This window comes from Pseudanabaena sp. lw0831, assembly GCF_016584665.1.
Classification (GTDB): domain Bacteria; phylum Cyanobacteriota; class Cyanobacteriia; order Pseudanabaenales; family Pseudanabaenaceae; genus Pseudanabaena.
In genome coordinates, this window is the sequence record NZ_BBJB01000014.1 from 1 (window position 1) to 23,945 (window position 23,945).

General features: G+C 42.0%; 18 protein-coding genes and 1 pseudogene. 11 read left to right on the plus strand and 8 right to left on the minus strand.

Features of this window, described 5'->3' with window-relative positions; translation table 11 throughout:
* Positions 1-44: 44 nt before the first annotated feature.
* Positions 45-1,457, minus strand: a complete 1,413-nt coding sequence (locus APA_RS02920; RefSeq protein ID WP_201320825.1) for an N-6 DNA methylase — start codon at positions 1,455-1,457, stop codon at positions 45-47.
* A 162-nt stretch (positions 1,458-1,619) separates the two neighbouring features.
* Between APA_RS02920 and hsdR the strand changes: the two genes are divergently transcribed.
* The 4 genes from hsdR (at position 1,620) to APA_RS02940 (ending at position 8,160) form a co-directional block, all read left to right on the plus strand.
* Positions 1,620-4,925, plus strand: coding sequence for a type I restriction-modification system endonuclease (gene hsdR, locus APA_RS02925; RefSeq protein ID WP_201320826.1), 3,306 nt, complete (start codon positions 1,620-1,622; stop codon positions 4,923-4,925).
* Positions 4,926-4,936: 11 nt separating this feature from the next.
* Positions 4,937-5,878, plus strand: a complete 942-nt coding sequence (locus APA_RS02930; RefSeq protein ID WP_201320827.1) for an Rpn family recombination-promoting nuclease/putative transposase — start codon at positions 4,937-4,939, stop codon at positions 5,876-5,878.
* 245 nt (positions 5,879-6,123) lie between these two features.
* Positions 6,124-7,635: a restriction endonuclease subunit S gene (locus APA_RS02935; protein ID WP_201320828.1), complete on the plus strand. Its 1,512-nt coding sequence runs from the start codon at positions 6,124-6,126 to the stop codon at positions 7,633-7,635.
* 159 nt (positions 7,636-7,794) lie between these two features.
* Positions 7,795-8,160: a cupin domain-containing protein gene (locus APA_RS02940; RefSeq protein WP_201320829.1), complete on the plus strand. Its 366-nt coding sequence runs from the start codon at positions 7,795-7,797 to the stop codon at positions 8,158-8,160.
* Here APA_RS02940 and APA_RS02945 read toward each other — a convergent pair.
* Entirely contained in the window at positions 8,144-8,284 is a 141-nt protein-coding gene (locus APA_RS02945) for a hypothetical protein (protein WP_201320830.1), read from the minus strand. The genes APA_RS02940 and APA_RS02945 overlap by 17 nt on opposite strands.
* Positions 8,285-8,555: 271 nt before the next feature.
* On the opposite strand from APA_RS02945, the gene APA_RS02950 reads away from it, so the two are divergent.
* The gene (locus APA_RS02950) at positions 8,556-9,458 is read left to right on the plus strand and encodes a Sll0314/Alr1548 family TPR repeat-containing protein (RefSeq protein ID WP_236579383.1); all 903 of its coding nucleotides are present in this window, start codon (positions 8,556-8,558) and stop codon (positions 9,456-9,458) included.
* A gap of 219 nt (positions 9,459-9,677) precedes the next feature.
* Complete coding sequence (locus tag APA_RS02955; RefSeq protein ID WP_201320831.1) at positions 9,678-10,514, plus strand: Cof-type HAD-IIB family hydrolase; 837 nt, start codon at positions 9,678-9,680, stop codon at positions 10,512-10,514.
* Positions 10,515-10,537: 23 nt separating this feature from the next.
* On the opposite strand, the gene APA_RS02960 is transcribed toward APA_RS02955, so the two are convergent.
* Positions 10,538-11,386 carry a Uma2 family endonuclease gene (locus APA_RS02960; RefSeq protein ID WP_201320832.1) on the minus strand — a complete coding sequence of 283 codons (849 nt, stop codon included), beginning with the start codon at positions 11,384-11,386 and terminating at the stop codon, positions 10,538-10,540.
* A 239-nt stretch (positions 11,387-11,625) separates the two neighbouring features.
* On the opposite strand from APA_RS02960, the gene APA_RS02965 reads away from it, so the two are divergent.
* Positions 11,626-13,131, plus strand: coding sequence for a serine/threonine-protein kinase (locus APA_RS02965; protein ID WP_236579384.1), 1,506 nt, complete (start codon positions 11,626-11,628; stop codon positions 13,129-13,131).
* Positions 13,131-14,060, plus strand: a complete 930-nt coding sequence (locus APA_RS02970; protein ID WP_201320833.1) for an endonuclease/exonuclease/phosphatase family protein — start codon at positions 13,131-13,133, stop codon at positions 14,058-14,060. Before APA_RS02965 ends, APA_RS02970 begins: the two co-directional genes overlap by 1 nt.
* A 173-nt stretch (positions 14,061-14,233) precedes the next feature.
* Here APA_RS02970 and APA_RS02975 read toward each other — a convergent pair whose 3' ends face one another.
* The 5 genes from APA_RS02975 to APA_RS02995 all read right to left on the minus strand — a co-directional run bounded on the left by APA_RS02975 (position 14,234) and on the right by APA_RS02995 (position 21,245).
* The gene (locus APA_RS02975; RefSeq protein ID WP_201320834.1) at positions 14,234-15,076 is read right to left on the minus strand and encodes a C39 family peptidase; all 843 of its coding nucleotides are present in this window, start codon (positions 15,074-15,076) and stop codon (positions 14,234-14,236) included.
* A 153-nt stretch (positions 15,077-15,229) separates the two neighbouring features.
* Positions 15,230-15,868: an HAD hydrolase-like protein gene (locus APA_RS02980; RefSeq protein ID WP_201320835.1), complete on the minus strand. Its 639-nt coding sequence runs from the start codon at positions 15,866-15,868 to the stop codon at positions 15,230-15,232.
* Between the two features lie 15 nt (positions 15,869-15,883).
* The gene (locus APA_RS02985; RefSeq protein WP_201320836.1) at positions 15,884-16,387 is read right to left on the minus strand and encodes an endonuclease V; all 504 of its coding nucleotides are present in this window, start codon (positions 16,385-16,387) and stop codon (positions 15,884-15,886) included.
* Positions 16,388-16,591: 204 nt separating this feature from the next.
* Complete coding sequence (locus APA_RS02990) at positions 16,592-17,692, minus strand: response regulator (protein ID WP_201320837.1); 1,101 nt, start codon at positions 17,690-17,692, stop codon at positions 16,592-16,594.
* A 361-nt stretch (positions 17,693-18,053) separates the two neighbouring features.
* A complete protein-coding gene (locus tag APA_RS02995) occupies positions 18,054-21,245 on the minus strand; it encodes a GAF domain-containing protein (RefSeq protein WP_201320838.1) in 3,192 nt (1,063 codons plus the stop codon).
* A gap of 255 nt (positions 21,246-21,500) precedes the next feature.
* Here APA_RS02995 and APA_RS03000 point away from each other — a divergent pair, with 255 nt between their 5' ends.
* The 3 genes and pseudogenes from APA_RS03000 to APA_RS03010 all read left to right on the plus strand — a co-directional run bounded on the left by APA_RS03000 (position 21,501) and on the right by APA_RS03010 (position 23,941).
* On the plus strand, positions 21,501-21,782 hold the full coding sequence (locus APA_RS03000) for a hypothetical protein (protein WP_201320839.1): 282 nt from the start codon (positions 21,501-21,503) through the stop codon (positions 21,780-21,782).
* Between the two features lie 251 nt (positions 21,783-22,033).
* A pseudogene (locus APA_RS03005) lies at positions 22,034-22,764 on the plus strand (DUF4079 domain-containing protein).
* 133 nt (positions 22,765-22,897) lie between these two features.
* Positions 22,898-23,941 (plus strand): DMT family transporter, encoded by a 1,044-nt coding sequence (locus APA_RS03010; protein ID WP_201320840.1) that lies wholly within the window; start codon positions 22,898-22,900, stop codon positions 23,939-23,941.
* The last annotated feature ends 4 nt before the right edge of the window (positions 23,942-23,945 follow it).

The following is a 23,945-nucleotide window of genomic DNA, read 5'->3' on the forward strand; positions in this document are numbered from 1 at the left end:
AACTCTATGAATGGGTTTTATATCCTAATCACAACTTTTGTTGATTAGTTTAGTAAATCGCTTAGGGCTTCCATTTCGGCGATCGCAGTGCGTAATTTATCGAGAATCTCGGCAGCGATCGCATCGGGTTCGGGTAAGTCTTCACTGGACTGAAGGCTGTCATCGCGTAACCATGAGATATCGAGATTTTCACCACGTTTAGCAATTTCCTCTCGGCTAAAGCAACGGAATCTTTCTTGTTCCTTGCGATCGCTTTTACCATTTGGATCTTCACCATAGGCTACCTCGAAATCGGCAAAGCGATCGCGAGTCAGGGGAATCCGCTTACCGAAGTTGGGCATATTGGTTCGCATATCGTAGAACCAAATTTCTTGAGTATTATTTTTCTCAGTTGTACCGCGTTGGAAAAATAACACGTTTGTTTTTACGCCTTGGGCATAGAAGATGCCTGTGGGTAGGCGCAAGATTGTATGCAAATTGCATTTGTCCATCAGATCGGCGCGAATGGATTTGCCTTGACCATCTTCAAAGAGAACGTTGTCAGGAAGCACGATCGCGGCGCGTCCTTTGGGCTTGAGATTGCGATAGATATGTTGTAGAAAAGCAAGCTGCTTATTGGATGTGGCAAAAGTGAAGTCGTCACGAGTGGGCATCCCGCCGCCTTTTTTAGTGCCGAACGGGGGATTGCTGAGAATGATATCGGCTTTGGCTAAATTTTGACCTTCTGAAGAAAGGGAATCTCCAAGTTTGACATCGCTTTCAATGCCATGAAGCAGTAAATTCATTAACAATAGACGGTGGGCATCTTGAACGAGTTCGATGCCATAGAAGGCATGTTTGCGTTGAAATTCTTGTTCAGATTCGGAGAGAGCGAATATATCGCCGCCTAGTTGTTGCTTGATGTAGGCGTGACTGGCAATTAAGAATCCACCTGTCCCTGCGGCGGGATCTTGGATGAGTTCTCCTGCTTGGGGTTTGAGTAGCGTGACCATGCTATCAATGAGAGGTCGAGGGGTAAAGTATTGACCTGCACCAGATTTTTTCTCTTCGGAGTTCTTTTGCAGTAGTCCTTCGTAGAGATCGCCAAAGTCATCGCGATGATCGGAAAACCAGTCGAGTTCATCAATGCTCTGGACTAGTTTTTTAATTATACGCGGCTCCTTGAGAGATGTTTGAGCATTGACAAAGATTGCTTGTACTTGTGCTGAAGAGGCGCTCGAACCCAAATGATCTAGCATTGACTTGTAGAAATTTTTTAGCTCGATTCCATCTTTTGATGATAGGTCTTGCCACCGATAGCCCTCTGGTAAGCCTATCTCTGTATCGGTTTCCTGCGCCATTTTTAGAAACAGGAGATAGGTTAGTTCTGTTAAATATTGCAGATAGGTGATGCCATCATCACGCAAGATATTGCAAAGATTCCAGAGTTTTTGGACGATATCAGAGGTTACGGTCATTGAGCTTCTAGATAATGATCATAGGCGGCACATTGTGCCGCCTATGATCATTATCTAGGAAAAGTCTTGGAAAAACCCAGAAATTAGAAAAGGACGATTTGCGTCCTTTTCTAATTTCTGGGTTTTTCGCTATAATTTTAGGTAATGTATTTTAGCTATGCCATGAAAGCATCATCAAATTTTGCGTTTTTGAGGGAACATGATGTCGAATTGGTGAGATTGGGGACGCTTGCCGAGCGGTCTTATCATAATGATCCTGTGGCTTGCTTATTTAGGTTGCGGGTGTTTGGAGAATTTTTGGCAAAGTTAGTTGCGGCGCGGGTGGGGCTTTACGAGGATACAGAAGAATCGCAGGTGCAGTTATTGAATCGACTGCGCGATCGCGGCATTATTCATGGACAAATCGATCGCTTGTTTCATGAGCTTCGCAAAACGGGGAATCGGGCGGTACATGATAGTGTGGGCGATCGCAGAACGGCGTTGAGCATTCTCAAATACGCGCATCAGTTAGGAATTTGGTTTCATCGCACTTGGGGAAAAGCGAAGGACTTTGTTGCGCCTGAATATTGCGAACCGACTCCACCAGAGGTGACGGCGCGACAGTTGGAATCAGCGCTGGTGGATGAGCGGATCGCCAGAACGCAAGCCGAACAATTAGCGGCGGAAATAGCGCAAGAATTGCAAGCCGCATTGCAACACTTGACGGAGATACAGGCGCAGCAAGCAAAAAATAGTGAGGCGAATGTAAAAAGGATCGTCCCGCGATCGCAAGCCGCCGCCGCCAAGGTCGAACTAGATGAACGGGAAACTCGCCGACTGATTGATGCACAACTGCGGGATGTCGGTTGGGAGGTGGATTCGGAGGAGTTGACCTATGGGAAGGGTGTACGTCCTGCGAGAGGCAAAAATCTGGCGATCGCGGAATATCCAACGCGCACAGGGGCGGCGGACTATGCTTTGTTTGTGGGTTTGCAACTGGTGGGGATTATTGAGGCAAAGCGGGAGAGTAAGGATGTGTCAGGGGATATCGATCAGGCGCATCGCTATGCTAGATCGATTCGGGCTAATGATAATTGGCAGTTGGCTAAGGGTGCGCCTTGGGGAGAGATTGAACCTTTTCAAGTGCCGTTTGTATTTGCGACCAATGGCAGACCCTATCTGGCTCAGCTTGAGACTAAAAGCGGGATTTGGGTTCGGGATGTGCGACGGGCGACGAATCAGCGACGGGCGATCGCAGGTTGGTATTCACCAGAGGGATTGATCGATTTATTGGAGCAGGATTTTGATCGCGCCCATGAGCAACTTGCCCAAGAGCAATTTAACTATGGTTTTGAGCTTAGGGCTTACCAAATTAAGGCGATCACTGCCATCGAAGAAGCTTTACAAGAGGATCGGCGATCGCTATTGCTTGCCATGGCAACGGGGACGGGCAAGACTAAAACTTGTATTGCGTTGATCTATCGTTTGTTAAAAACGAAGCGGTTTCGGCGGATTTTATTTTTGGTCGATCGCACTTCCTTAGGGCATCAGGCGATCGCCGCTTTTAAAGAGACAAAAATGGAGCTTCTGCAAGTATTTACGGATATTTATGAAGTCAAAGAGCTGAAGAATGCAACTTGCGATCGCGAGACGAAGGTACATGTGGCGACGGTGCAGAGCTTTGTGAGAAGGATTATGTATCCGAGCGACAGTTCCCCTAGTCCGAATGTGGATGATTATGACTGCGTGATTATTGATGAATGTCATCGAGGCTATTTGCTCGATCGCGAACTCAGCACGATCGAGCTTGAGTTTCGGGATTTTGAGGACTATGTTTCCAAATATCGACGGGTGGTGGAATATTTTGACGCAGTGAGAATTGGGATTACGGCGACACCTGCGCTGCATACGTCCGAGATTTTTGGTGAGCCAATTTTTCAATATACCTATGCGGAGGCGGTGATTGACAAGTTTCTCATTGATTATGAATCACCGCATTTAATTCAGACAGAACTTGCCCAGTCGGGGATAGTTTGGGAAAAGGGCGCTGAGATTGAGGTTATCAATCCGCGCACTGGCAAGCGCGATCTGAGCAGAACGGCGGATGAGGTGAAGGTCGAAATTAAGGACTTCAATAAGAAGGTAATTACACCTGCTTTTAATCGCGTGGTTTGTGAGTATCTTGCCGAACAGATCGATCCTGTGCTGGCGGAGAAAACCCTAATTTTTTGTGCGACGGACGATCATGCGGATCTGGTGGTGCAGTTGCTCAAAGAGGCGCTGATTGCCAAGTATGGAGAGGTCGAAGATGAGGCAGTGCAGAAGATTACGGGAGCCGCCGATCGCCCGTTGGAGTTGATTCTCAAATATAAAAATGAGCAGTTGCCAAAAATTGCGGTGACAGTGGATTTACTGACCACGGGTATTGATGTGCCTGCGATTTGCAATATTGTTTTTTTGCGGCGGGTTAATTCGCGGATCTTGTTTGAGCAGATGCTCGGTCGGGCTACGCGCCTTTGTCCTGAGATTGGCAAAGATCGCTTTCGGGTATTTGATGCAGTGAATATCTTTGGGGTGATGTCGCAATTTACAGAGATGAAGCCTGTGGCAGTAATTCCTAAAATCAGTTGCGAAAAGTTAGTGCAGGAACTCACCAGCACTAGCGCTCCACGTCATCATCAGGCGATCTTGCCGCAACTCTTTGCGAGAATCCAGCGCAAAATGCGTCGTGCTAATCTGGCTAAACGCGAACAACTGGAAGCGATCGCAGGTTTGCCTCTTGAGCATCTATTAGATGACCTTCGTGCTAGTCAACCTTCGCAATTAGCCAACTGGTTTCGCGATCGCCCAGATTTTGCCTCGGTAATCGATTTGCCCAACGATCGCACGATTCCTGTGTTCATTTCATACCATCAAGATCGCCTAGTTGCGGTGCAGCGCGGCTATGGTGTGGCGGAAGATGGCAGCATTTATTCCACTCGTCCCGATGAGTATTTGCAGTTGTTCCAGAAATTTCTGGCGGACAATCTCAATTTGATTCCTGCGTTGATGGTGGCGGTACAGAGTCCAAAGGATTTGACTCGCGCTCAGTTGAAGGAGTTACAGATGTTATTGGAGGAAAATCGTTTTCGGGAGAGCGATCTGCAAGGGGCTTGGCGCGATCGCAAGAATGAGGATATTGCGGCTTCGATTATTGGGTTTATCCGTCAGGCGGCGATCGGTGATGCGTTGATTCCCTATAGCGATCGGGTGGATCGGGCGGTTCGGAAAATCATGAGTAGTCGGTCATGGACTGCGCCGCAGCGTCAGTTGTTAGAGAGGATCGGCAAGCAATTAAAAGCCGAAACAATCGTCGATCGCGAGGCGTTGGATCGCGGGGCGTTTAAGACTGAATGTGGTGGTTTTGTGAGGTTGAATAGGACTTTTAACGGTGAGTTGTTGGCGGTGCTGGAGAGTATTAATGAGGAGATTTGGCAAGATATGGGTTAGGATGTCTAGCCATGAGAACCGATACACTTTTTTATCAGTTATTTCAGACGTTTCATGGGCTTTTGTTTGAGCTAATTGACGAGCCAGCGTCAAATGCGGAGGGCTATGATTTTGTGTCTGTGGAGGTAAAGGAAAAGGCTTTTCGTTTTGATGGCATTTTCTTAGCGGCGGATGTGGAGAAGCCGATCTATTTTGTGGAGGTGCAGTTTCAAAAAAATCCTGATTTTTATTGGAGCTTTGTCGGCGAAATATTTCTATATCTCAGTCAATATAAGCCCTTACAGGATTGGAAAGCGGTGGCAGTTTTTGCCGATCGCAATTTGGATGAGGGTATCCCCAGACAATTTCATGAGTTGTTTGTGAGTCAACGGATTCGCTGTGTTTATCTTGACACGCTGCGCGATCGCTCTGACAATTCGTTAGAGGTGGGTATCGTCGAGTTAATAATTGCCGATGAGTCGGTTACTCTGGATATGGCGCGTGATTTGGTGCGTGAGTTGCGTAACCGAGAGCGTGAAGCTACTGTTAGTCAAAAAACAGTAGAATTAATTGTAGATGTGTTGTTAAATAAGTTTAACAATTTGAGTCGAAAGGAAATAGAGACTATGTTGACTTTTGATGAGCTAAAACAATCAAGACTATTTCAAGAGCTAGCGGCAGATTACAGCCGAGAGGTGAGGTTAGAGGCTAGGCTAGAAGGTAAGAAAATAGGTGAAAAAATAGGCGAGAAGAGAGGTGAGAAAAGAGGTGAGATAAAAGGCAAGTTACAAGGTAAGCAAGAGTCTGTTTTGCGTGTTTTAAAGCGTCGCTTTAAGAGGGTTTCTGCGGAGTCAAGGGCAAAGATAAATCATCTCCCTGAAAGTAAGCTGAATGATTTAATTGATGCTATTTTTGATTTTAAGTCTGTGGCGGATTTGACGGCTTGGTTGAAGGTGCATGGGGTCGATCGCTAATTGCTACTGATTTTTAGGGCGATCGCATTTAGATAATATGTTCTTAGAAAATTTAAAGAGGGTTTGGAGACCAAACCCCTACCGCGCAAATATTGATCTTGTAGGGGTTTGGTTTCCAAACCCTTTATTTTTGGCGTTTTGCTATTTGTTTTGCGGGGCGGTGAGATGATGATATTTTAGAGGCTTGTGTTTGCGTTGAAAATCTAAGTCTGAATCGCGTTTTTTGTGTTTGCCCTATGATGTCTATGAGTTCTGATTTTTCTATTCTTTCTGATAATGATGATTTACCAATGGGGTGGGAATGGACAAATTTAGATAGGATTTTATCAATAATATCTGGGGAAGCATTCAAAAAGAAAGATTACACAACTTCGGGAGTAAAACTTTTACAAATAGCTAACGTTTCTTTTGGAGAAATAGTTTGGGAACAGCAGAATTTTTTACCTGAAGATATCGCTTATCAATTCCCAGAAATCATTTTAAAAGAGAATGATGTTGTCATAGCTTTAAATAGACCAATTATTGGAGGTCGGTTAAAAATTGCTCGATTAAAACGCCAAGATACACCTTCGATCCTTTATCAAAGAGTAGGGTGTTTTAAGAGCATAGATAATGACCTGATAAAGTATTTCTTTCTTTATGGACAATCCCATATCTTTCTGAAATATATACAGGAAAATCTACAGGGATCAGATCAGCCGTACATAAATACAAGTTGTCTACCTAAACTAACAATTCCTCTAGCGCCGCTTAATGAGCAGAGGCGGATTGTGGAGAAGGTTGAGGCGTTGATGGCGCGATCGCGTAAGGCAAAAGAGGCATTAGACACAATCCCCAAATTAATCGAGCAGTTTCGTCAGTCTGTCCTCGCCGCCGCCTTTCGTGGCGATCTCACCGCCGATTGGCGCGAACAAAATCCTAACATTGAGCCTGCATCTGTTTTGTCAGAAAGAATCCGCAAAGATCTCTATGAAAAAATGGATCAGGGAACTTTGAGTATAGATTCTAAAGAAGAAACTGACAAAAAAATTCCTAAAAAATGGTTGTGGGTAAGTCTCAGTGAGATAGGTAAAGTCAGTGGAGGTCTTACTAAAAATTCCACAAGAAATGTACTCCCTCTAGAGTTTCCTTATCTAAGAGTGGCTAATGTATATTCAAACAAGCTTGATTTAAGCGAAATTAAAAACATCAAGATTCGATCAGAAGAATTAGAGAGGGTTTTGCTGAGAAAAGGTGATTTATTAATTGTTGAAGGTAATGGAAGTCTCGATCAAATTGGTAGAGCATCGATCTGGGATGGCAGTATTGATCCTTGTCTACATCAAAACCATCTGATTAAAGTTAGATTTGAGCCTATTGAGATGAGTGAATATATACTCTTTTGGCTTTTATCTAGAGAGGGCAGAAGCCAAATAATGCAAGTAGCCAGTTCAACAACAGGTCTTCACACTTTAAGTTTAGGTAAAATCTCAAAGCTACAGATTCCTCTAATTCCTTTAGCTGAACAACACCAAATTGTCACTATAATCAAAGAACTATTTGATAGCATTGACAGGCTGTTTTATCAATATCAAGGCGCTTTTTCTCAATTAGAAAATCTCAATCAATCTATACTCTCCAAAGCCTTTAGAGGCGAACTCGTCGAGCAAGACCCCAACGACGAGCCAGCATCAGTCTTATTAGAACGCATTCAAAAAGAACGCGAAAAAGAGAAAGCAAAAGTTAAGCAGATAGGCGTAAAAAAACTAAAAAAGTAGAGACTGAGATCCACGACTTTTTGTGTGACTGATAAAATTGGACTGTAAATTGCAAAGAAAAATTAAAGAGGGCTTGGAGACCAAGCCCCTACCTATCAAAAAATGTAGGGGCTTGGTCTCCAAGCCCTGTCTCCTAATTATTTACAGGAAATAGAGCATATGCCCAAATCTATTGCTACTTATTGGAATCCATTAGACTTAGACAATAGTCATAAATGGCAGCCAATTCTTGGACTGGAAGGGATGGCTGAAGAGTTGACCTTGAGCTTAGATCAAGACACAGGCGAATACACACGCTTAACTCGATTTCATCCCAATGCAGATACAACTGCTTTTGGTGGCAAAAGCCATCCCTATCCTGAAGAAGTATTCATCGTCAGTGGCCGCCTTTACGATCGCGCCTTTGATATGTGGCTAGAGAGTGGACATTATGCCAGCAGACCACCACAGGAAATTCATGGGCCATTTAAGACCGATATCGGATGCGTTGTGCTAGAAATATCCTTTCCTAATCGGGTTGAATAACTGACGTTTGGTCAGCCCATTTGAGCGGTTTAGAGGGAATTTTCAGCGAAACTGATATATGGTCATTAAAACTTACTGCGATCGCAGCCTTGCTCCCTAAATCTGCTGCTTTAGCTTTAATCATGAAACCTAGGCAAACACAAGCAAAATAGATTTATCCAGCACTTGCCACAAAGTAGCAAATACTGGATATCTAGCCTGTTAGGTGAAGAGGGGAAACTTTTTCTAAATTACAATCGTCTTGCATTGCATTAACGTAATATGTTGCATACAAAGTTCAACCCAGACCAAATTTAGATTAACAAGTTAAGTCCGAGTTGAATTTGTCAGAATCTCTAAAGATACGATCTAAACTTTGCTAACCACATCATAGCCTGATATTTTCGGGGAATTTTATGAGCCGTCCTTTAAAACTTGTTTTTGAATCTGTATCTGTCTCCATGATGGCAGCATTAATCACAATCGCCACAGTGAGCCCTAGCTTCGCTGCCGATCCATTCCGCTCCTCAAATGCTAGGGCGATCGGCAGTGAAACCCAGAAAGCCTTTGAATTAATGTTCAAAGAAGGAAATTATATTGCGGCAGTAAAACAGTTAGATTTAGCTGTCAGAACTGAAGCTAGCGATCCACTCTTATTTGCTTTACGGGCTTCTACCGCCTATGCCAAAGAAGACTACTTGGTCATGCAAGATGCTGGTAAACGAGTCAGATCTAACGCCCAAGCTTTGAAGGGTATAGATAACCTCAGATCCTATATGTATATCGCCGTAAGCGATTTGATTGAGGCGGGATATATTGTTAAAACTGAAGGCTTGTCTAGCGCTCCTAAAGCTTTACCACTGGTGCAAAGCGTTTTTGACAATATCCAAAAAGCTAAGGATATTGACCCCAACGATCCTGAACTAAATTTGGTTAAGGGCTATATCGATATGCTAATTGCATCGGTATTGCCTCTATCGGATCTTGAAACCGCGTTGGAGAGTCTAAAACAATATGCAGCGCCCGATTATCTAAAATGGCGTGGTATTGCTCTTGCCTATCGTGATGCGCGTAAACCCGATCTTGCCTTAGATGCTGTGAATAAGGCTCTAGTCTCTGCTCCAAATAACCCAGAGCTACATTACCTGAAAGGACAGGTGTTATGGATGCAAGGCGGCAGCAATATTCCGACTGCCAAGAAGCAATTTGAACTTGCTCTGAGTAAGTCTAAGCAAATGAATCCCAGTTTATTATCAGAAATTCGTCAGCAATGCCGTAACATATCTCAGGGTGCAACCTGTCCTGAACAGACCAATTAAATTACAGTGCTTTGCGCTCAAACCCGAACCAAGAAAATCTTTTAAATATTTTCTTGGTTCGGCATCTATAAAACCGAAAAGAAGAGAGGCGGCGCTTCGCGCCGCCTCTCTTCTTTTCGGTTTTATATTCTAAAAAGACTGGCTACGGCTATAGTATAAAAAAGTAGGGTCAATTCATGAATTGACCCTACTTTTTTATACAAATCAAAAAGAAAACTCATGGCGCAAGACATTAAACTGATCGTGGTAGATATCGATGGCACGATTAGCGGTGATGCCAATCAGGTCAATGATGCAGTTAAGCAAGCGGTGAAAGCGGCTCAAGCAAAGGGTGTCAAAGTCGCGATCGCAACGGGTAGAATGTATCGCTCGGCTGTCCGATTTCATGAATTGATTGCCTCTGATATGCCATTGATTTCCTATCAAGGTGCATTCATTAAAGATCCCAAAACCGATGAATTAGTTGGACATTGGCCAGTTGACCTTAAACAAGCGCTCTCTTTACTCGATGATTTGGGAGAATTTGCGACTAATGACAAACTATCGATTCATATCTATGTAAATGATGAACTCTATGTTCGCAAGATGACAGCGCAAACCCAAGCCTATGCCGAACGTTCTAAAGTTGGCGTAAAGGTAGTTGGTGATTTGCGAGAATTCCTAACTAGTGAAAGTACAGACCATCCGCCGACCAAGATTTTGGCTTTGAGTGATACTGCTGAATTAGTGACGGAAATGTTGCGAGTACTCAAAGATCGCTATACGCCGCAACAACTTTATCTCACCAAATCTGTAGCAACATTCTTTGAAGCGACCAATCCGATCGCGAATAAAGGTACAGCCGTAAAGCATTTAGCTGAGAATATTTTGGGATTTGACCGATCGCAGGTTTTAGCGATCGGGGATAATTTCAACGATCTAGAAATGATCGAATATGCAGGCATCGGCGTTGTCATGGGAAATGCTCCCGCAGGATTAAAACCTCTAGGAGATTGGGTTGCCCCAACTGTTGAGAATGATGGAGCGGCTGTAGCGATCGCCAAATTTGTTTTATAGGATGTAACTCATTAAGTCATGTCCTATAGTTCTGGCTCAATTCCCGCTGCCCTAAGTTGAGCCATTAACTTTTCTACATGGAGATGTTCTTGCTCAGCCCGTTGATGTTCTTGCTCAGCCCGCTGACGTTCTTGCTCAGCCCGTTGATATTCTTTTGTAGCCCGTTGATATTCTTTTGTAGCCCGTTGATATTCTTTTGTAGCCCGTTGACTTTCGATCTCGGCACGTTCTGAGCCAGTGATTAACAAGTTTCCTTGGGCATCCCACCAACGGAGCCAAGGTAATTCTAGATTTTGATAAAGTCCTTGCCAAATACCAATTTCTACGCCAAGAGGCTCAATTTGGTAATGCCCACGAGCATTAGCTGCTACTAATTCAAATCTATTCCCAATAAGTCGATATAGCTCGACGCTGGCGGTTTGGACTTCGTAAATGCCATAAAAAGCGGGACGAATCACTTGCTCATAGATAAAAAATTTGCCAGTCCAAGGAGTTTTATCCCTTTCTTCTTTGCCACTGCCAGAGACAAATTCTAAAATAATTAACGGTGCGATAAACTCTTGCCATAGGACATAAGACCTTCGTGGAATCCCGTTCAACAAAGGCGGTACATTTGGTACATAAAACCAGTCAGGAGCCTCTGCACCTTTTTCAGGAGGCTCAGTCATCCGCCAATAGATACCGCTATCTTGTCCGATCGCATATTGTCCGTCAGGATGAACTTGCTGTAATACAGGTTCTAGTGAGTCCGTGAGGAGAATACTTTGGGGATGTTCTTGAAAATTCTTCACAAATGTACCATCAGACTCTGGCAGTTGGGTATGATCGGGCAGTACAACAGGATCTGTGGATGGATCGATTGTGAAAGTCATGACTTTCTACCTCAATGGCATTGTGAATATATTATAGGATGATCAAAAATATTGCTAAGTAGTTAGGCAAAATTAAATATAAAACCCCGAAATCTGTACCGCCCGCATAGCGGGCGGTACAGATTTTGGCTCTGGGTTTTTAATTATGCTGCATTACTATAAGTATTTTTGTTACCGCGCTTTGTGCTCCAACAAAAAACAAGAAAATTTACGTCGTCTCAATTCTTTGAGCAAAGTATATGACTATCCTTAAGCCTCAAGAGATCGTTAATCAGCGCTATCAGTTAGACCGTCAACTGGGGCAGAATGCAGGGCGTGAAACATGGCTAGCTAAGGATTTGCAGAAAGAGAATGAATTGGTGGTGGTCAAGTTATTAGCTTTTGGTGGCAATGTCCAATGGGAAGACCTCAAATTATTTGAGCGTGAAGCCAATGTACTCAAACAGCTAGATCATCCACGCATTCCCAAATATCGCGATTATTTTTCGATTGACGATCGCGCTCTATGGTTCGGCTTGGTGCAAGAATATATTCAAGGGGATTCTCTGCGTGAATATATTGCCAAGGGACATAAATTTACGGAATCACAGGTTAAGAAAATTGCGATCGCAATTTTAGAGATTCTTATCTATCTCAATGAACTCAGCCCCCAAGTTCTCCATCGCGATATTAAACCGAGTAATTTGATCTTGACTGGGAATGAAGGAGAAGCACCAAACATTTATCTGGTGGATTTTGGCGCAGTCCAAGACAGGGCAAGTGCTGAAGGAAAATCCTTTACTGTTGTGGGGACTTATGGCTACGCACCGATGGAACAGTATGGCGGTAGAGCGGTTGCTGCGTCGGATCTCTATGCTTTGGGAGCGACGCTGATTTATTTGCTGACGGGGATATCACCTGCGGAGTTACCTCAGGATGATGAAGCAAAAATTGTTTTTAGCGATCGCACCAGTGTCAAGCCGCATTTTTTACAATGGATTCAAAAATTAGTAGAGCCAACTGTCAAAAAACGCTACTCTTCCGCCAGAATTGCCTTGCAAGCTATACGTGAATCCGTTCAAACTCCTCTTCCTCAGACTGCTCCCCCTGCTCCATTAACATCAATGAAGCAATCTAGTCCCGTTGAATCCAGTCGATTTTCCAGTTCTACTCGTAGTTACTTCCCCCCAGAGAATTCCAATCTTCAGGTTTCAGCTTCTTCAACTTGCCTCAAGATAATAATGCCTCCTCGTATTTTGACACTTATTGGTAGTTGGATGGTATTAGGATTAGTTATTGCTTTTGCATCTCCTGTTTTTCCACTAATTTGGAATTATATAGCTGAATTAGTAAATGTTTTTTGGGTCTATATCATCAGTGCTTTGATATTAATTTTATTCGTTCGGTTGTTAGTCGGAGTTACCGTAAGCTGTTTAGAAACAGTAACTCTAGAAATTACAGAAAAAGAAACTAGGTTTATGAGTTCAATATTTGGCAAAACTTCTTGGCAAGTGAAAGTTCCCACCAGCGCATTTCAAGGGGTGGAGCCGCAGTGGCGAATGATCGAGAAACGAAATAGTGGAATTTTAGATAATCTAATTTGGTCAGCTAGCGACCATAATGAAGACAATTCTAAAAAGGTAAATGTATTTTTGTGGCTCAATGGAGAGAAATATACTTTAGCTAATGATGATATTAGACCAACGGAAGTTAATTGGTTAATTGAAGTGATTGAGGAGTTCTTACATGATATTAGGAGAAAATAATGCTGCGATCGCTTTTTAAACGCTTTAAATATTTTCATATTGCTTGGCTTTGTTGCATGGCGATCGCAGGCTGCTCAAATCCCTTTGCGACGGCAAATGCACCAGACCAAATCCGAATTGGAACTTTCAATCTTGAAAATTTTGATGGACTGAATGCGGAAAAACTAGAAGCCGTGAGCCAGATCGTTGAACGTAATTTTGATGCGATCGGCTTACAAGAAGTTAGCCCCATTGCTGCCGAAAAGCTAAAAGAGAAACTGAATAAATCGAAGCAATGGGAATTTATCTTAGGAGAGACAGGGAACAAACAAAGGATTGCTTTGTTCTATCGTAAAGATGAGATCGCTGCCCAAAAAGTGACAGAATGGCGACAAGTGAACATCACGGGGACTTTGCGATCGCCGCTTGTGACCTATCTCAAAGTAGGTACAAACTTTGACTTCACATTAGTGATTGTGCATCAAAAGGGTGGTGGTGGCAAAGAAGCCGATCTCCTACGTCAAAATCAAAGCGATCTGCTGCGGAAAGAAGTAGATAAATATCAAAAAGATGCTCAATCCGATCCCGATCTGATCCTCTTAGGTGATTTCAATAGTCCGACATGGGCTGACCAAAATCGTGGTTTGCGTGATGCACCGTTGACTTTTTTGACAAAATCGATTGAAACTGATGCCAAAGAGAACTGCTTAAAAAAACGCGGTCAGCCGAAAACGACAGATGGTCGCCCCAGATATTCCAATCGCGGCATTGGTTGTGTAATCGATCATATCGCTATTTCTAAAGCTCCCAAGGGAGCGGAAGCAGAATATATTCCTCAATCAGTGCAGATTCTCGATCCGCAGAAAGATCTTGGCTTTGATAGCGATCGCACTTATTTTTCCAAAGTCTCCGATCACTTACCCGTGAGAGCAATCTTTCGTATTAAATAAAGAAAGCGGAGTCTTATTTAGCGGTTTTTCAGTTGAGTTTGGTATAAAACATGTAGTGGCAATTCATGAATTGCCACTACATGTTTTGTGTTTTCTGTACAGCGGTCATTTGAAAACCAGCAATTCTCATTATGAAACCGATTTTTATAATGAGAATTGCTGTTTGAAAACAGCTATAGTCCCGAAGGTAAACCTGTGGGTTTACCCTTAATACTGGTGACAATTCTGCCCCAGCCAGCTTCACCGCCGCCATCCCAAAAAATTTGCTGCATAACTGCATAGCTATAGGGATCATAAGCTCCATCAACGCCTACATCATAGCTATCGCTAGCACCGTGACGAGTGCCATAAGGATCGTGTACCAGCCAAACTTTTTTGTCAGGATCATGTCCGACAACCACGCAAATGTGACCACTGCCTTTGTAGGCAAACCCTACGACTACAGGGATATTCGCTTTGAGCGACAGTAATACGTCTTTAGCAGAGAGGGAATAACTGAAGTACGAGTTAATGCCAAGCTCTTTCAAAGCCCATGTTTGAGCATCATGATCGATAGTATCCCCATACTTGCCCACCAGTCGCATATAGACTGACTCTGGCTCTGGAAACCCCTGTGCTTTCGCCATGGTTGTCAATGATCCATTTAGCACATAGTCGGCTAGCATTGCGTTACTAGTCGTATTGCACTGTCTCCAACCAGCTCCGAAGATCGCCTGATCGTTGTCTAGTTGCGAACAATATTTGACAGGTAACTTGATTAGCTTATTAAGATCTTCCCCTTCAATCTTGATATGAGGATCATAGGCATAGACTTTTTGCAATTTAGATTTGCCATCCAGCGTAGGAAATGGTGAGGCAAGGTTAAGCAAAATATGCTGATTGCGATCGGGGCAATATTCGGTGACAAAAAATTCCTGACCCTTTTTGATGAGAATCTTCTCAGAATCGGCTAAATCCGTTGAGCCAAGCAGCTTTTTTTTAAGAAAAGTATCTGCTTGAGCGATCGCTTTGGGCATAGGACAACCTCGGAATAAATGCGATAACGCTATAAATCATCGCATATCATCATCTATAAATCATAGCTGTTGCTATAAACCCAAGAAGTGAATAGCGGAGCTATTCACTTCTTGGGTTTATAGCAAGACTGTGTTTGGGCTTTGCTGCAAACACTATAAATATTTGGTAATCTCCATAGGAGAGTTAGCAATCAAATCTACCCCATGAATTCGTAGCTCCTCCTCAGTGCCATAACCATAGGTAACACCGATCGCGAATAGCTGGTTTTTTTTAGCGCCGATCGCATCATGGGAGCGATCGCCCACCATCACTGTTTTGGCAGACATCAAATTTTCGGCGAGAAGAATATGGCGAATTAGTTCTCCTTTGTCACTGCGAGTGCCATCTAATTCACTGCCATAAATGCCATCAAACAGAGAAGTCAGTTCAAAATAATCAATAATCCGCTTTGCAAACGCATGGGGTTTTGATGTGGCAATGTAAGTTTGATAACCTGCGGCGCGAATGATTTTTAGAGTCTCAGGAATTTGTGGATACAGCACATTCTCAAATAGACCAACTGTGGCGAAGCGATCGCGATAAAGGGTTATAGCGCGATCGATCTTTATTTGATCTGTAGTTTGTAGTAGTTTGGCAAAACTGGCTGTCAATGGGGGGCCAATGCACCAAATGAGTTGGTCGGTTTCTGGGGCTTCGTAGTCAAGTTGGTTGAGCGCGTATTGAATGCAAGTAGTAATCCCAATTTTGGGATCGGTTAAAGTTCCATCAAGATCGAATAATACTGTATCCATGTGTTGTCATTTCATCTATAAGAGCGAATCTCGGCAAAGTCTATCTACGGCTTTTAGCATTGTTGGTAATCGATGATTACCGTGCATTTTTTTTTTATAATCTCTTGCTTCAGATTCCTCAATACCGATCGCAGTTACATATAGTGGACGATTACTATCACTTCTAAATACCTCCGATTCAGTTGGGATATCCTTGTAGCGACTTTTTGCTACCCCGATAATGGCAACTTGAGCATTCAGTGCATTGTATAGGTGATAACCTAACCCAGCTTTTCGATAGCGATCTAGATAGACATAACCATCAATCACGATGATTTTGGGGCGTTGGGGAATTTCCTCTAAAAGCAGCAAAATAATTGGCATCTCGCGTTTATAAAACTCGCCTGGTTGATACTCTGCGACTTGATCGGTTTGAGTGATAAATGTGCTATCAGGAGCATTATCTTCCCAATCATGAAAGGCAATTCCTGCCGCTACAGCTTTTCCATCTCGATAATCAACATCAACAGCAAATATCATTTAGCACTACCTTCATTAGCTATAAACCTTTATAGAGCATCCTGTCTAAAAAGAGATAAGGTACTTGGCGGGACATTTTTTCTCGGCAAGTGCCTACAGCAATTTGCTTTCAAACCCGCCACAAATAAGAAAATAAAACCCATTGCGGGGCTTCGCCCTGCGACCCTTCTTATGGCGGTTTTGATCGAACACTGCTATAAGTGGTTACGCTTGACCACAGGGTAAATAAACTGTAAAGCAACTTCCCACACCTAATTCACTAGCTACTTCTATTCTGCCCCCGTGTAATTCAATAATTCGTTTGGAAGAAGCTAGCCCCAGCCCCATACCACCATATTTACGGCTGAGGCTAGTATCAGCTTGACTGAATGGTTGAAATAATTGGTGAAGGTTTTCTGGAGAAATACCGATGCCTGTATCTGTAATGGCAATCCGAATAAAAGACTTCTGCTCAATTTGATGTTCATGCGTCACTTCCAAAGTGACATGCCCATGCTCTTGAGTAAATTTTATCGCGTTTCCAAGCAAATCAACCAAAACCTTAAAAATACGTCGTTCATCTAACAGCATCAAAGGAAGATCATCTTGAATTTTTGCTTCAAGATTAATCTGCTTTTTGACAGCATCCTTTTGAATGTGTTCTACAATGACTTGACAAGTTGAAGAGATGGACATTAGTCCGAACTGTATGTTAAACTGCCCAGCTTCTAGCATTGATAAATCGATGATATTGTTAATCAGTCTTAATAAATGATTGCCACTACTATTAATAACTTGTAAAGCCTCTACTTGCTCGACATTAACGGAGCCAAGCATCTCTCCCTTTAAACATTCTGAGAAGCCTAAAATTGCATTGAGGGGGTTACGAAGTTCATCTCTAATAATTGAGAGGAACTTGCTTTTGATCAGTGATTCTTGATTTTTTTCTTGTTTAGAGCTATGCGTTGTTAAGGCGATCTTTATGGTTGTAAGGAGTTGCTCACTACGAAATGGCTTAACTACATATCCCATCGGATTAGTAAGTTGAGCACGCTTTAAAGTCTCTGAATCAGAGAAAGCTGAGAGATAAACGATAGGGATATCACAGAAAGATTGAATAAACTTGGCAACATCTATACCATCTATTTCTCCTTTGATCCGAATATCTAGTAAGACTAAATCGGGAGAAAATTCTAATATTTTTTCGATCGCAGTTTGTCCGTCAGAAGCGATCGCGCAAATAAAATATCCTTCGTCCCTTAGTATTTGGGCAATATCCTGCGCGACAAGTCTTTCATCTTCAACTATTACTACTTGGACACTCAATATCTTTCCCTCTTTTGTAAGCAGAGGTTTACTAGCATGTACTTTAATGAGGAGTACGACACTTCTATAGACAAGTATAAATACTCATTTGCAACAAAAGTGCCATACCCTCTGTTTTCACTTACCAAAGTAACCCTCTAAATTGTATTTCTATATTTAGAATCTAAATTATATAGCAATATTAATGACATAGAGAAATTCCAACTAATTTACGAGATGATGTTACGCAGAACGCAGATAGTGAATCTCTTATTGCTAGACAAGCAGGGCAACCACGGGGGGATTATCCCTACGATGAAATGCGGATTTAAGCCGTTTTTGCGTAAGTCCTAGGGTTGCTATATGGTGACAGCGATAAACTTTAGAGAACAGGAAAAAATACTTGAAACTTCGTTCCATTCTCACCATTATAGAGAAGTGTCCCTTCAAGTTGGTCTGTTAAGCTATGGACTAACTGCATCCCTAAACTCTCTGTGTTTGCTAAGTCAAGGTCTGGAGGAAGACCAATACCATCATCAGCCACTATTAAGTGATATTGATTTTCAGTTTGAGTTAATTGAATATTGATTTCACCAGAACCATGAGGAAAAGCATATTTTAAGGTGTTCGATATTAACTCGTTGATGATTAGCCCTAGAGGAATTGATTGCTCTAGAGGTAAGAAGATATTAATAACATCCAATTTATATTGAATATGTTCTGAATGATTGACATAGCATTGAAACAGATTGGCTATTAAGTCAGAAATATAGTCTCGGAAGTTGATGTTAGCGAGATCCTCATTATTATGGAGTTGGGCATGAATTAGCGCCATAGACTGAATACGATTTTGATATTCTTCAATCAAGATTTTTAATTCAGGTGTAGTTTTGCGAAACTGCATTCTCAGAAGGCTCGACATCACTTGCAAATTATTTTTGACCCGATGATGTACTTCCTTAAGCAACACTTTTTTCTGATGCAGTTCGTTAGCCAATTGAAGGTATAGCGCTTCTTTGTTTGCAAGTTCTTCCTGCACCTGCTGATACAGGCTCGCTTGTTGAATCGCGATCGCAAGTTGATTACTAATTTGCTTAACTAAACTAATTTCTTCTGCTTCCCAATGACGAGGGGCTGAACATTGATGAATACAGAGTAGTCCCCATAAATCATTCCCATTGAGTAATGGTACGACTAGGTGGGCGCGAATTTGAAATATTGACAAAATATCAATATGACATGGTGTAAGCCCTGCATTGTATATATCATCAACGGCTTGAAATCTACCGAGACGATATGATTCGGCATATTCTCCGCCAAAGCGATCCTCATGAAGCTTAGCTGTGATAACTGAATCAAATTCATCAACTACAGATTCAGCAACAAATTCGCCTTCAATAAAATTAGTGTTGGGAGTAAATTTGTAAATGCCAACTCGATCGGCTTGGAGGAATTGATGAATTTCTAGGGTCGCTGTATCAAAAATAGTATGCAAATCAAGGGATTGACGAATTCGCTGCATGAGATCGTGTAGCAAAGACTCTCGATTTGCTTGTTGACGATTTAGCTGCTCAGCACGTTGCCGATCGCGTAATTCAAGCTGTAGTTGCTGATACACGCTAGCTTGTTGAATGGCGATCGCCAATTGATGACTAATTTTTTGAACCAAAGTAATTTCTTCTGTTTCCCAATGCCGAGGGGCTGAACATTGATGAATACAGAGCAGTCCCCACAAATCATTACCATTTAGTAAGGGCATGACTAGGTTTGCGCGAATTTGAAATACTGACAAAATATCAATATGACATTGATGAAGCCCTGCATTATAGATGTCATCTACAGCTTGAAATCTTCCGTGATAATAAGATTCGGAATATTGCTCACCAAAGCAATCATCATGAAATTTTGCTGCGACAACTGAATCAAATTCGGGTGCTACAGATTCAGCGACAAATTCGCCATCAGTAAAACTAAATTCTGGAGCAAATTTGAATATTCCCACACGATCTGCATGGAGAAATTGGCGAATTTCTAATGTAGCCGTATCAAAAATAGTATGCAAATCCAATGATTGCCGAATTCGTTGCATGATTTCGTGCTGAAAAGCTTCTCTGTCAGATTGCTGCCGATTAAGCTTTTCAGCACTTTGACGATCGCGCAGTTCTAGTTGCAGTTGATTGAATAGGTTGGCTCTTTGAATGGCGATCGCAAATCGGCTAGATAGTTGTTGCAATAGATCTATTTCCCATTCTTGCCACGTCCGAGGGCGATCGCATTGATGGACGATCAGCATCCCCCAAAGTTGTTGATCCTGAATAATAGGTACAACAACTTTGGCTCTAACTTCAAGTTCTTGGAGAGACTCTAGCAAACAAGGTGGGACAGATCCAGTCTTAATGTCCTCTAAACAATATATTTCTCCATTTAAGTAATTGTCATACATTTCTTCTGAAAGAGTTCCTTCAAAATAGATATTATCTAACATTGAAGCAAATCTAGGAGAGATAGATTCCGCGATTACGGCTCTTGTTCTATCGGCATATATTTGACATACTAAAACCCGATCTGATTGCAAGACTTGGTGTATTTCAGCGACCGTTGTATTGAGGGTCTCTTCGAGGTTAAGGGAGGCACGAATACGCCGTGAGATACTACTGATAAGGCTTTGGTGATTTGCCTGCTGTTGTAATTTGATCTCGGCAAGTTTGCGATCGGTAATGTCCTGCGCTGTCCCAATTGTTATCAGTACTTCACCGCTATCATCTCGACTAAATACGGAGTTGCGACTGTAAAGCCATCGCCATTCTCCATTGGCGTGTCTCATCCGATACTCCATATCAATGATTTCCCCATCGGCAGCAGCGCAAATTAGCTCTAAGTTGGCAGCCACTTTATCTAGATCCTCTGGATGCATGACTTTGTGGAAGAGATTGGCTCCCATTTCCTGAATTTCTTGAGGAGTATAGCCAAGTGTTGCATAAATCTCGCGGTTTGAGTAAATATTTCGCTGCTCTTGAACATTATAGAGATAAAGAATATTAGGTGATGCGTCAGCAATTTTCTGAATAAATTGCTGGCTCTCCTGAAGAGATAGCTCCACTTGCTGGCGATTTTGCTTTTCCAGCAATACTGCTGCACGATTGTGAATGAGGTTTTGTTTTTGTTCTTCTTGCGCGATCGCGTTCCGCAACGCAGAGAAAATTAATTCCTTAGTGAGTGTTTCTTTAACTAGATAATCATGATAATCTTGCTCAATACGCGATACTAATTCCTCGTTTGCTGCGCTTACCAAAATTACTACAGGAATTTGCTTGGAATTCAATATTTGTAGGATCTCTATTCCATCTAGATTTGGCAACTCCCAGTCTAGTAAAACGCAGTCAGGAGCTTCTTGAAGATAAATTTCTAAAGATATTAATAAGGGAGATTCACATTGCTGAATTTGGTAGCGATTTTGACGATACTCTACGATAATCGTGCCGTCACATGGTAAAAGCTTCCTACGAACAAGCTCGTCATAGCTATCTGTGATGATTAAGACTTTGCGTTCAGAGCTAGCTATGAATTTGTTCATTTAACCTATTTAAGTAAGTAAAACATCGTAGTGTCATTATAAAATGCAATCAACTAAATTTAAGGATGAAAATAATATAGCGATCCTATAGCAATACTCTTTTTAAAAATCAGTTTCATACTGAGAATTGCTGTAAAGCGCTGTATGAGTATCATCCTTTTGTAGGATGATGATATACGGCGATAAGGACTAGACTCTGTTTCACAGATTTGGATTGATAAAGATCAGTAATGGTCAACTGATGGAGGTTATATTATGAATACTGAAGAAGCCACTATTGCGGCGTTACAAAATCGCGTCAAGTATCTAGAAGCACATCTCCATCTGGCTTTACAGGTTTTAACTGAATTGGAAAATGATTCTCAAAGCGTTATAAAATCATTGGACTTTCAGCGTCAATCTCAGACTATAGACATAGTTCCCACTAGCAAAATTGAACTGCCTACGTTTTTACATGCACGCACATGGAAACATGATTATCCCCATGCAGTAAATCATGTAAATTCACGCGATCTCTTAGTCGCTAATGCGTCTTAACTGAATGTAATAGTCATCACCCCAAAGGCGATGGAGTGCTTTGCACGCCATCGCTTTTGGGGTTTTTAGAATAACGATAACAACATGAGTGATATCTCATACTCCCTTCCTATCGAAAGAATAGACGTTGTAAAGTGAAGAATTAGTGGTGCGCGGCTCGCCGCGCACCACTAATTCTTCACTAGGAAGGGAGTATCTTTTACAAACGAGAAAATTAATGTGAAAATTGCTATATTAATTCGTGGATTAAGATTGTGGAACTGGAAGACTTTTTTGCTTTAGTACATCCCGCGATCGCGGTTATTGTAGTGTTTCCCTTGATTGGCATTGTCATAAATCGTGCTTGGCTAGTTCGCCAGCGTCGTTTGCAAGTCATTGATGGCGAAAAAAGCAAGATTCCACCAATTGTAGGATCTGAGCATGTAGCGATCGGTAATTGGTTGAGCATTTCTGTCGTAGGTGTGGCAATGTTGGGTATGGCTTATCCGATTTTTTCTAGGTTTTTTAAAAATGATATCTTCTCCAAAGAATCGTTTCGCGCATTTTCTGTAGTAGCTATTTTTATCGCCACAACTGCTTCATTCACATTTTTATTTAAAGCAAAAGTCAAAATGTGGAGCAATATTTTTGCAGTTTTAACATCGGTGGGATTAATTGTATTAGGAGCACAGCCAGAAGTATTTCGACGAAACAATGAATGGTTCTTTTCCCATTATTACTATGGCATTGCTGCCGCGATATTGATGATTGTTTCGGTTGCCATTACTCAAGATATCTATAAGGACAAACAAAATCGCTGGCGGAATATCCATATCATTCTTAACTGTTTTGCTTTACTTCTCTTTGTTGGACAGGGAATGACTGGTTCTAGAGACTTACTCTCAATTCCTTATACTTGGAAAAAGAGTATCTTCGCCAATGTGATTCCAAAACAAGAACATGTCCAAAATCCACAGCATTTTACGTTCCTATCAATCGCTAGATAGCTGCTATGATTGGCGCTTCGCGCCGCCAATCATAGCCCTAAAATCCTACCCTCTTTCCCAGTAAGATTTTCAAGTTTGCCTTACACAAACTTAAAAATCTCGTATCCCATTAAATCGTAAAACGCTGTAATGAAAATTAGTAATATCCAGACCATCTTAAACCGTATTCCAAGTTCAATCTATCTCGCTTTTGCTGTTTTAATTTTTGCATCCTCAAACTCGCTCACGCGGATACTCAATGACATTGGGCTACATAATTTAATCGATGGCAGAAATCCCATCTCCCTCTGTAATGTCCTATTTGTTGGCAATATTTGTGGATTGGGATTAATGATTCCCCTCTTTTATCGTGACTGGAACCCAAATGTTCTCAAATCACTTACGCGCAAAGATTGGACTAGCTTAACTATTACGAGTATTTTTACTGGAGCGATCGCACCTGCTTTGATGTTTACAGCGATTGGCAATACAAGTATTGCCAATGTTGTTTTGATTGGTCGTATTGAGCCAATCTTAACGCTTGTATTGAGTGTTTGGCTATTGGGGTTAAGGCTTGATGGTTGGACAATTGCTGGTGCTCTGGCTTCCTTCGGTGGTGTGGTGGTTACTATTCTTTTAGGGGGAGCAGGAAAAATGATGACGACGGTAGGATTCCAAATTGGAACTGGAGAAATTCTGGTAGCGATCGCGGCGGTTATTACTTCTATTTCATCAGTTAACAACAAGTTGCAATTGCAATCAATTCCTTTAGGGATTTTCACGATTTATCGCAATCTGCTTGGAACCGTGATTTTCTTTGTAATAGCCAATATTTTATATGGGAAAGAACATTTTGCGGATGCTTTTTCGCCTTTGCTTTGGCAATGGATGCTTCTCTATGCATTGGTGATTGTTGTTATTGCTAGACTTTGTTGGCTATTAGGTTTAAAGAGAGCCACACCAACAGAACTCAATTTAGCAACTTCGGTAAATCCTATTCTCACAATTTTTATGGCTTACTTGATTTTAAAACAAGTCCCTACCATAGCCCAATATTATGGATTAAGCTTATTGATCATTGGGGTTATCTTGAATTTTATTGGTAATCTCTATCAACAAAAGATGAAGCGACAGGCTCCTAAACCTACTGATATCGAAAAAATGGATGCGCCGATTGGTTTCCGAGGCATGTAAAAAA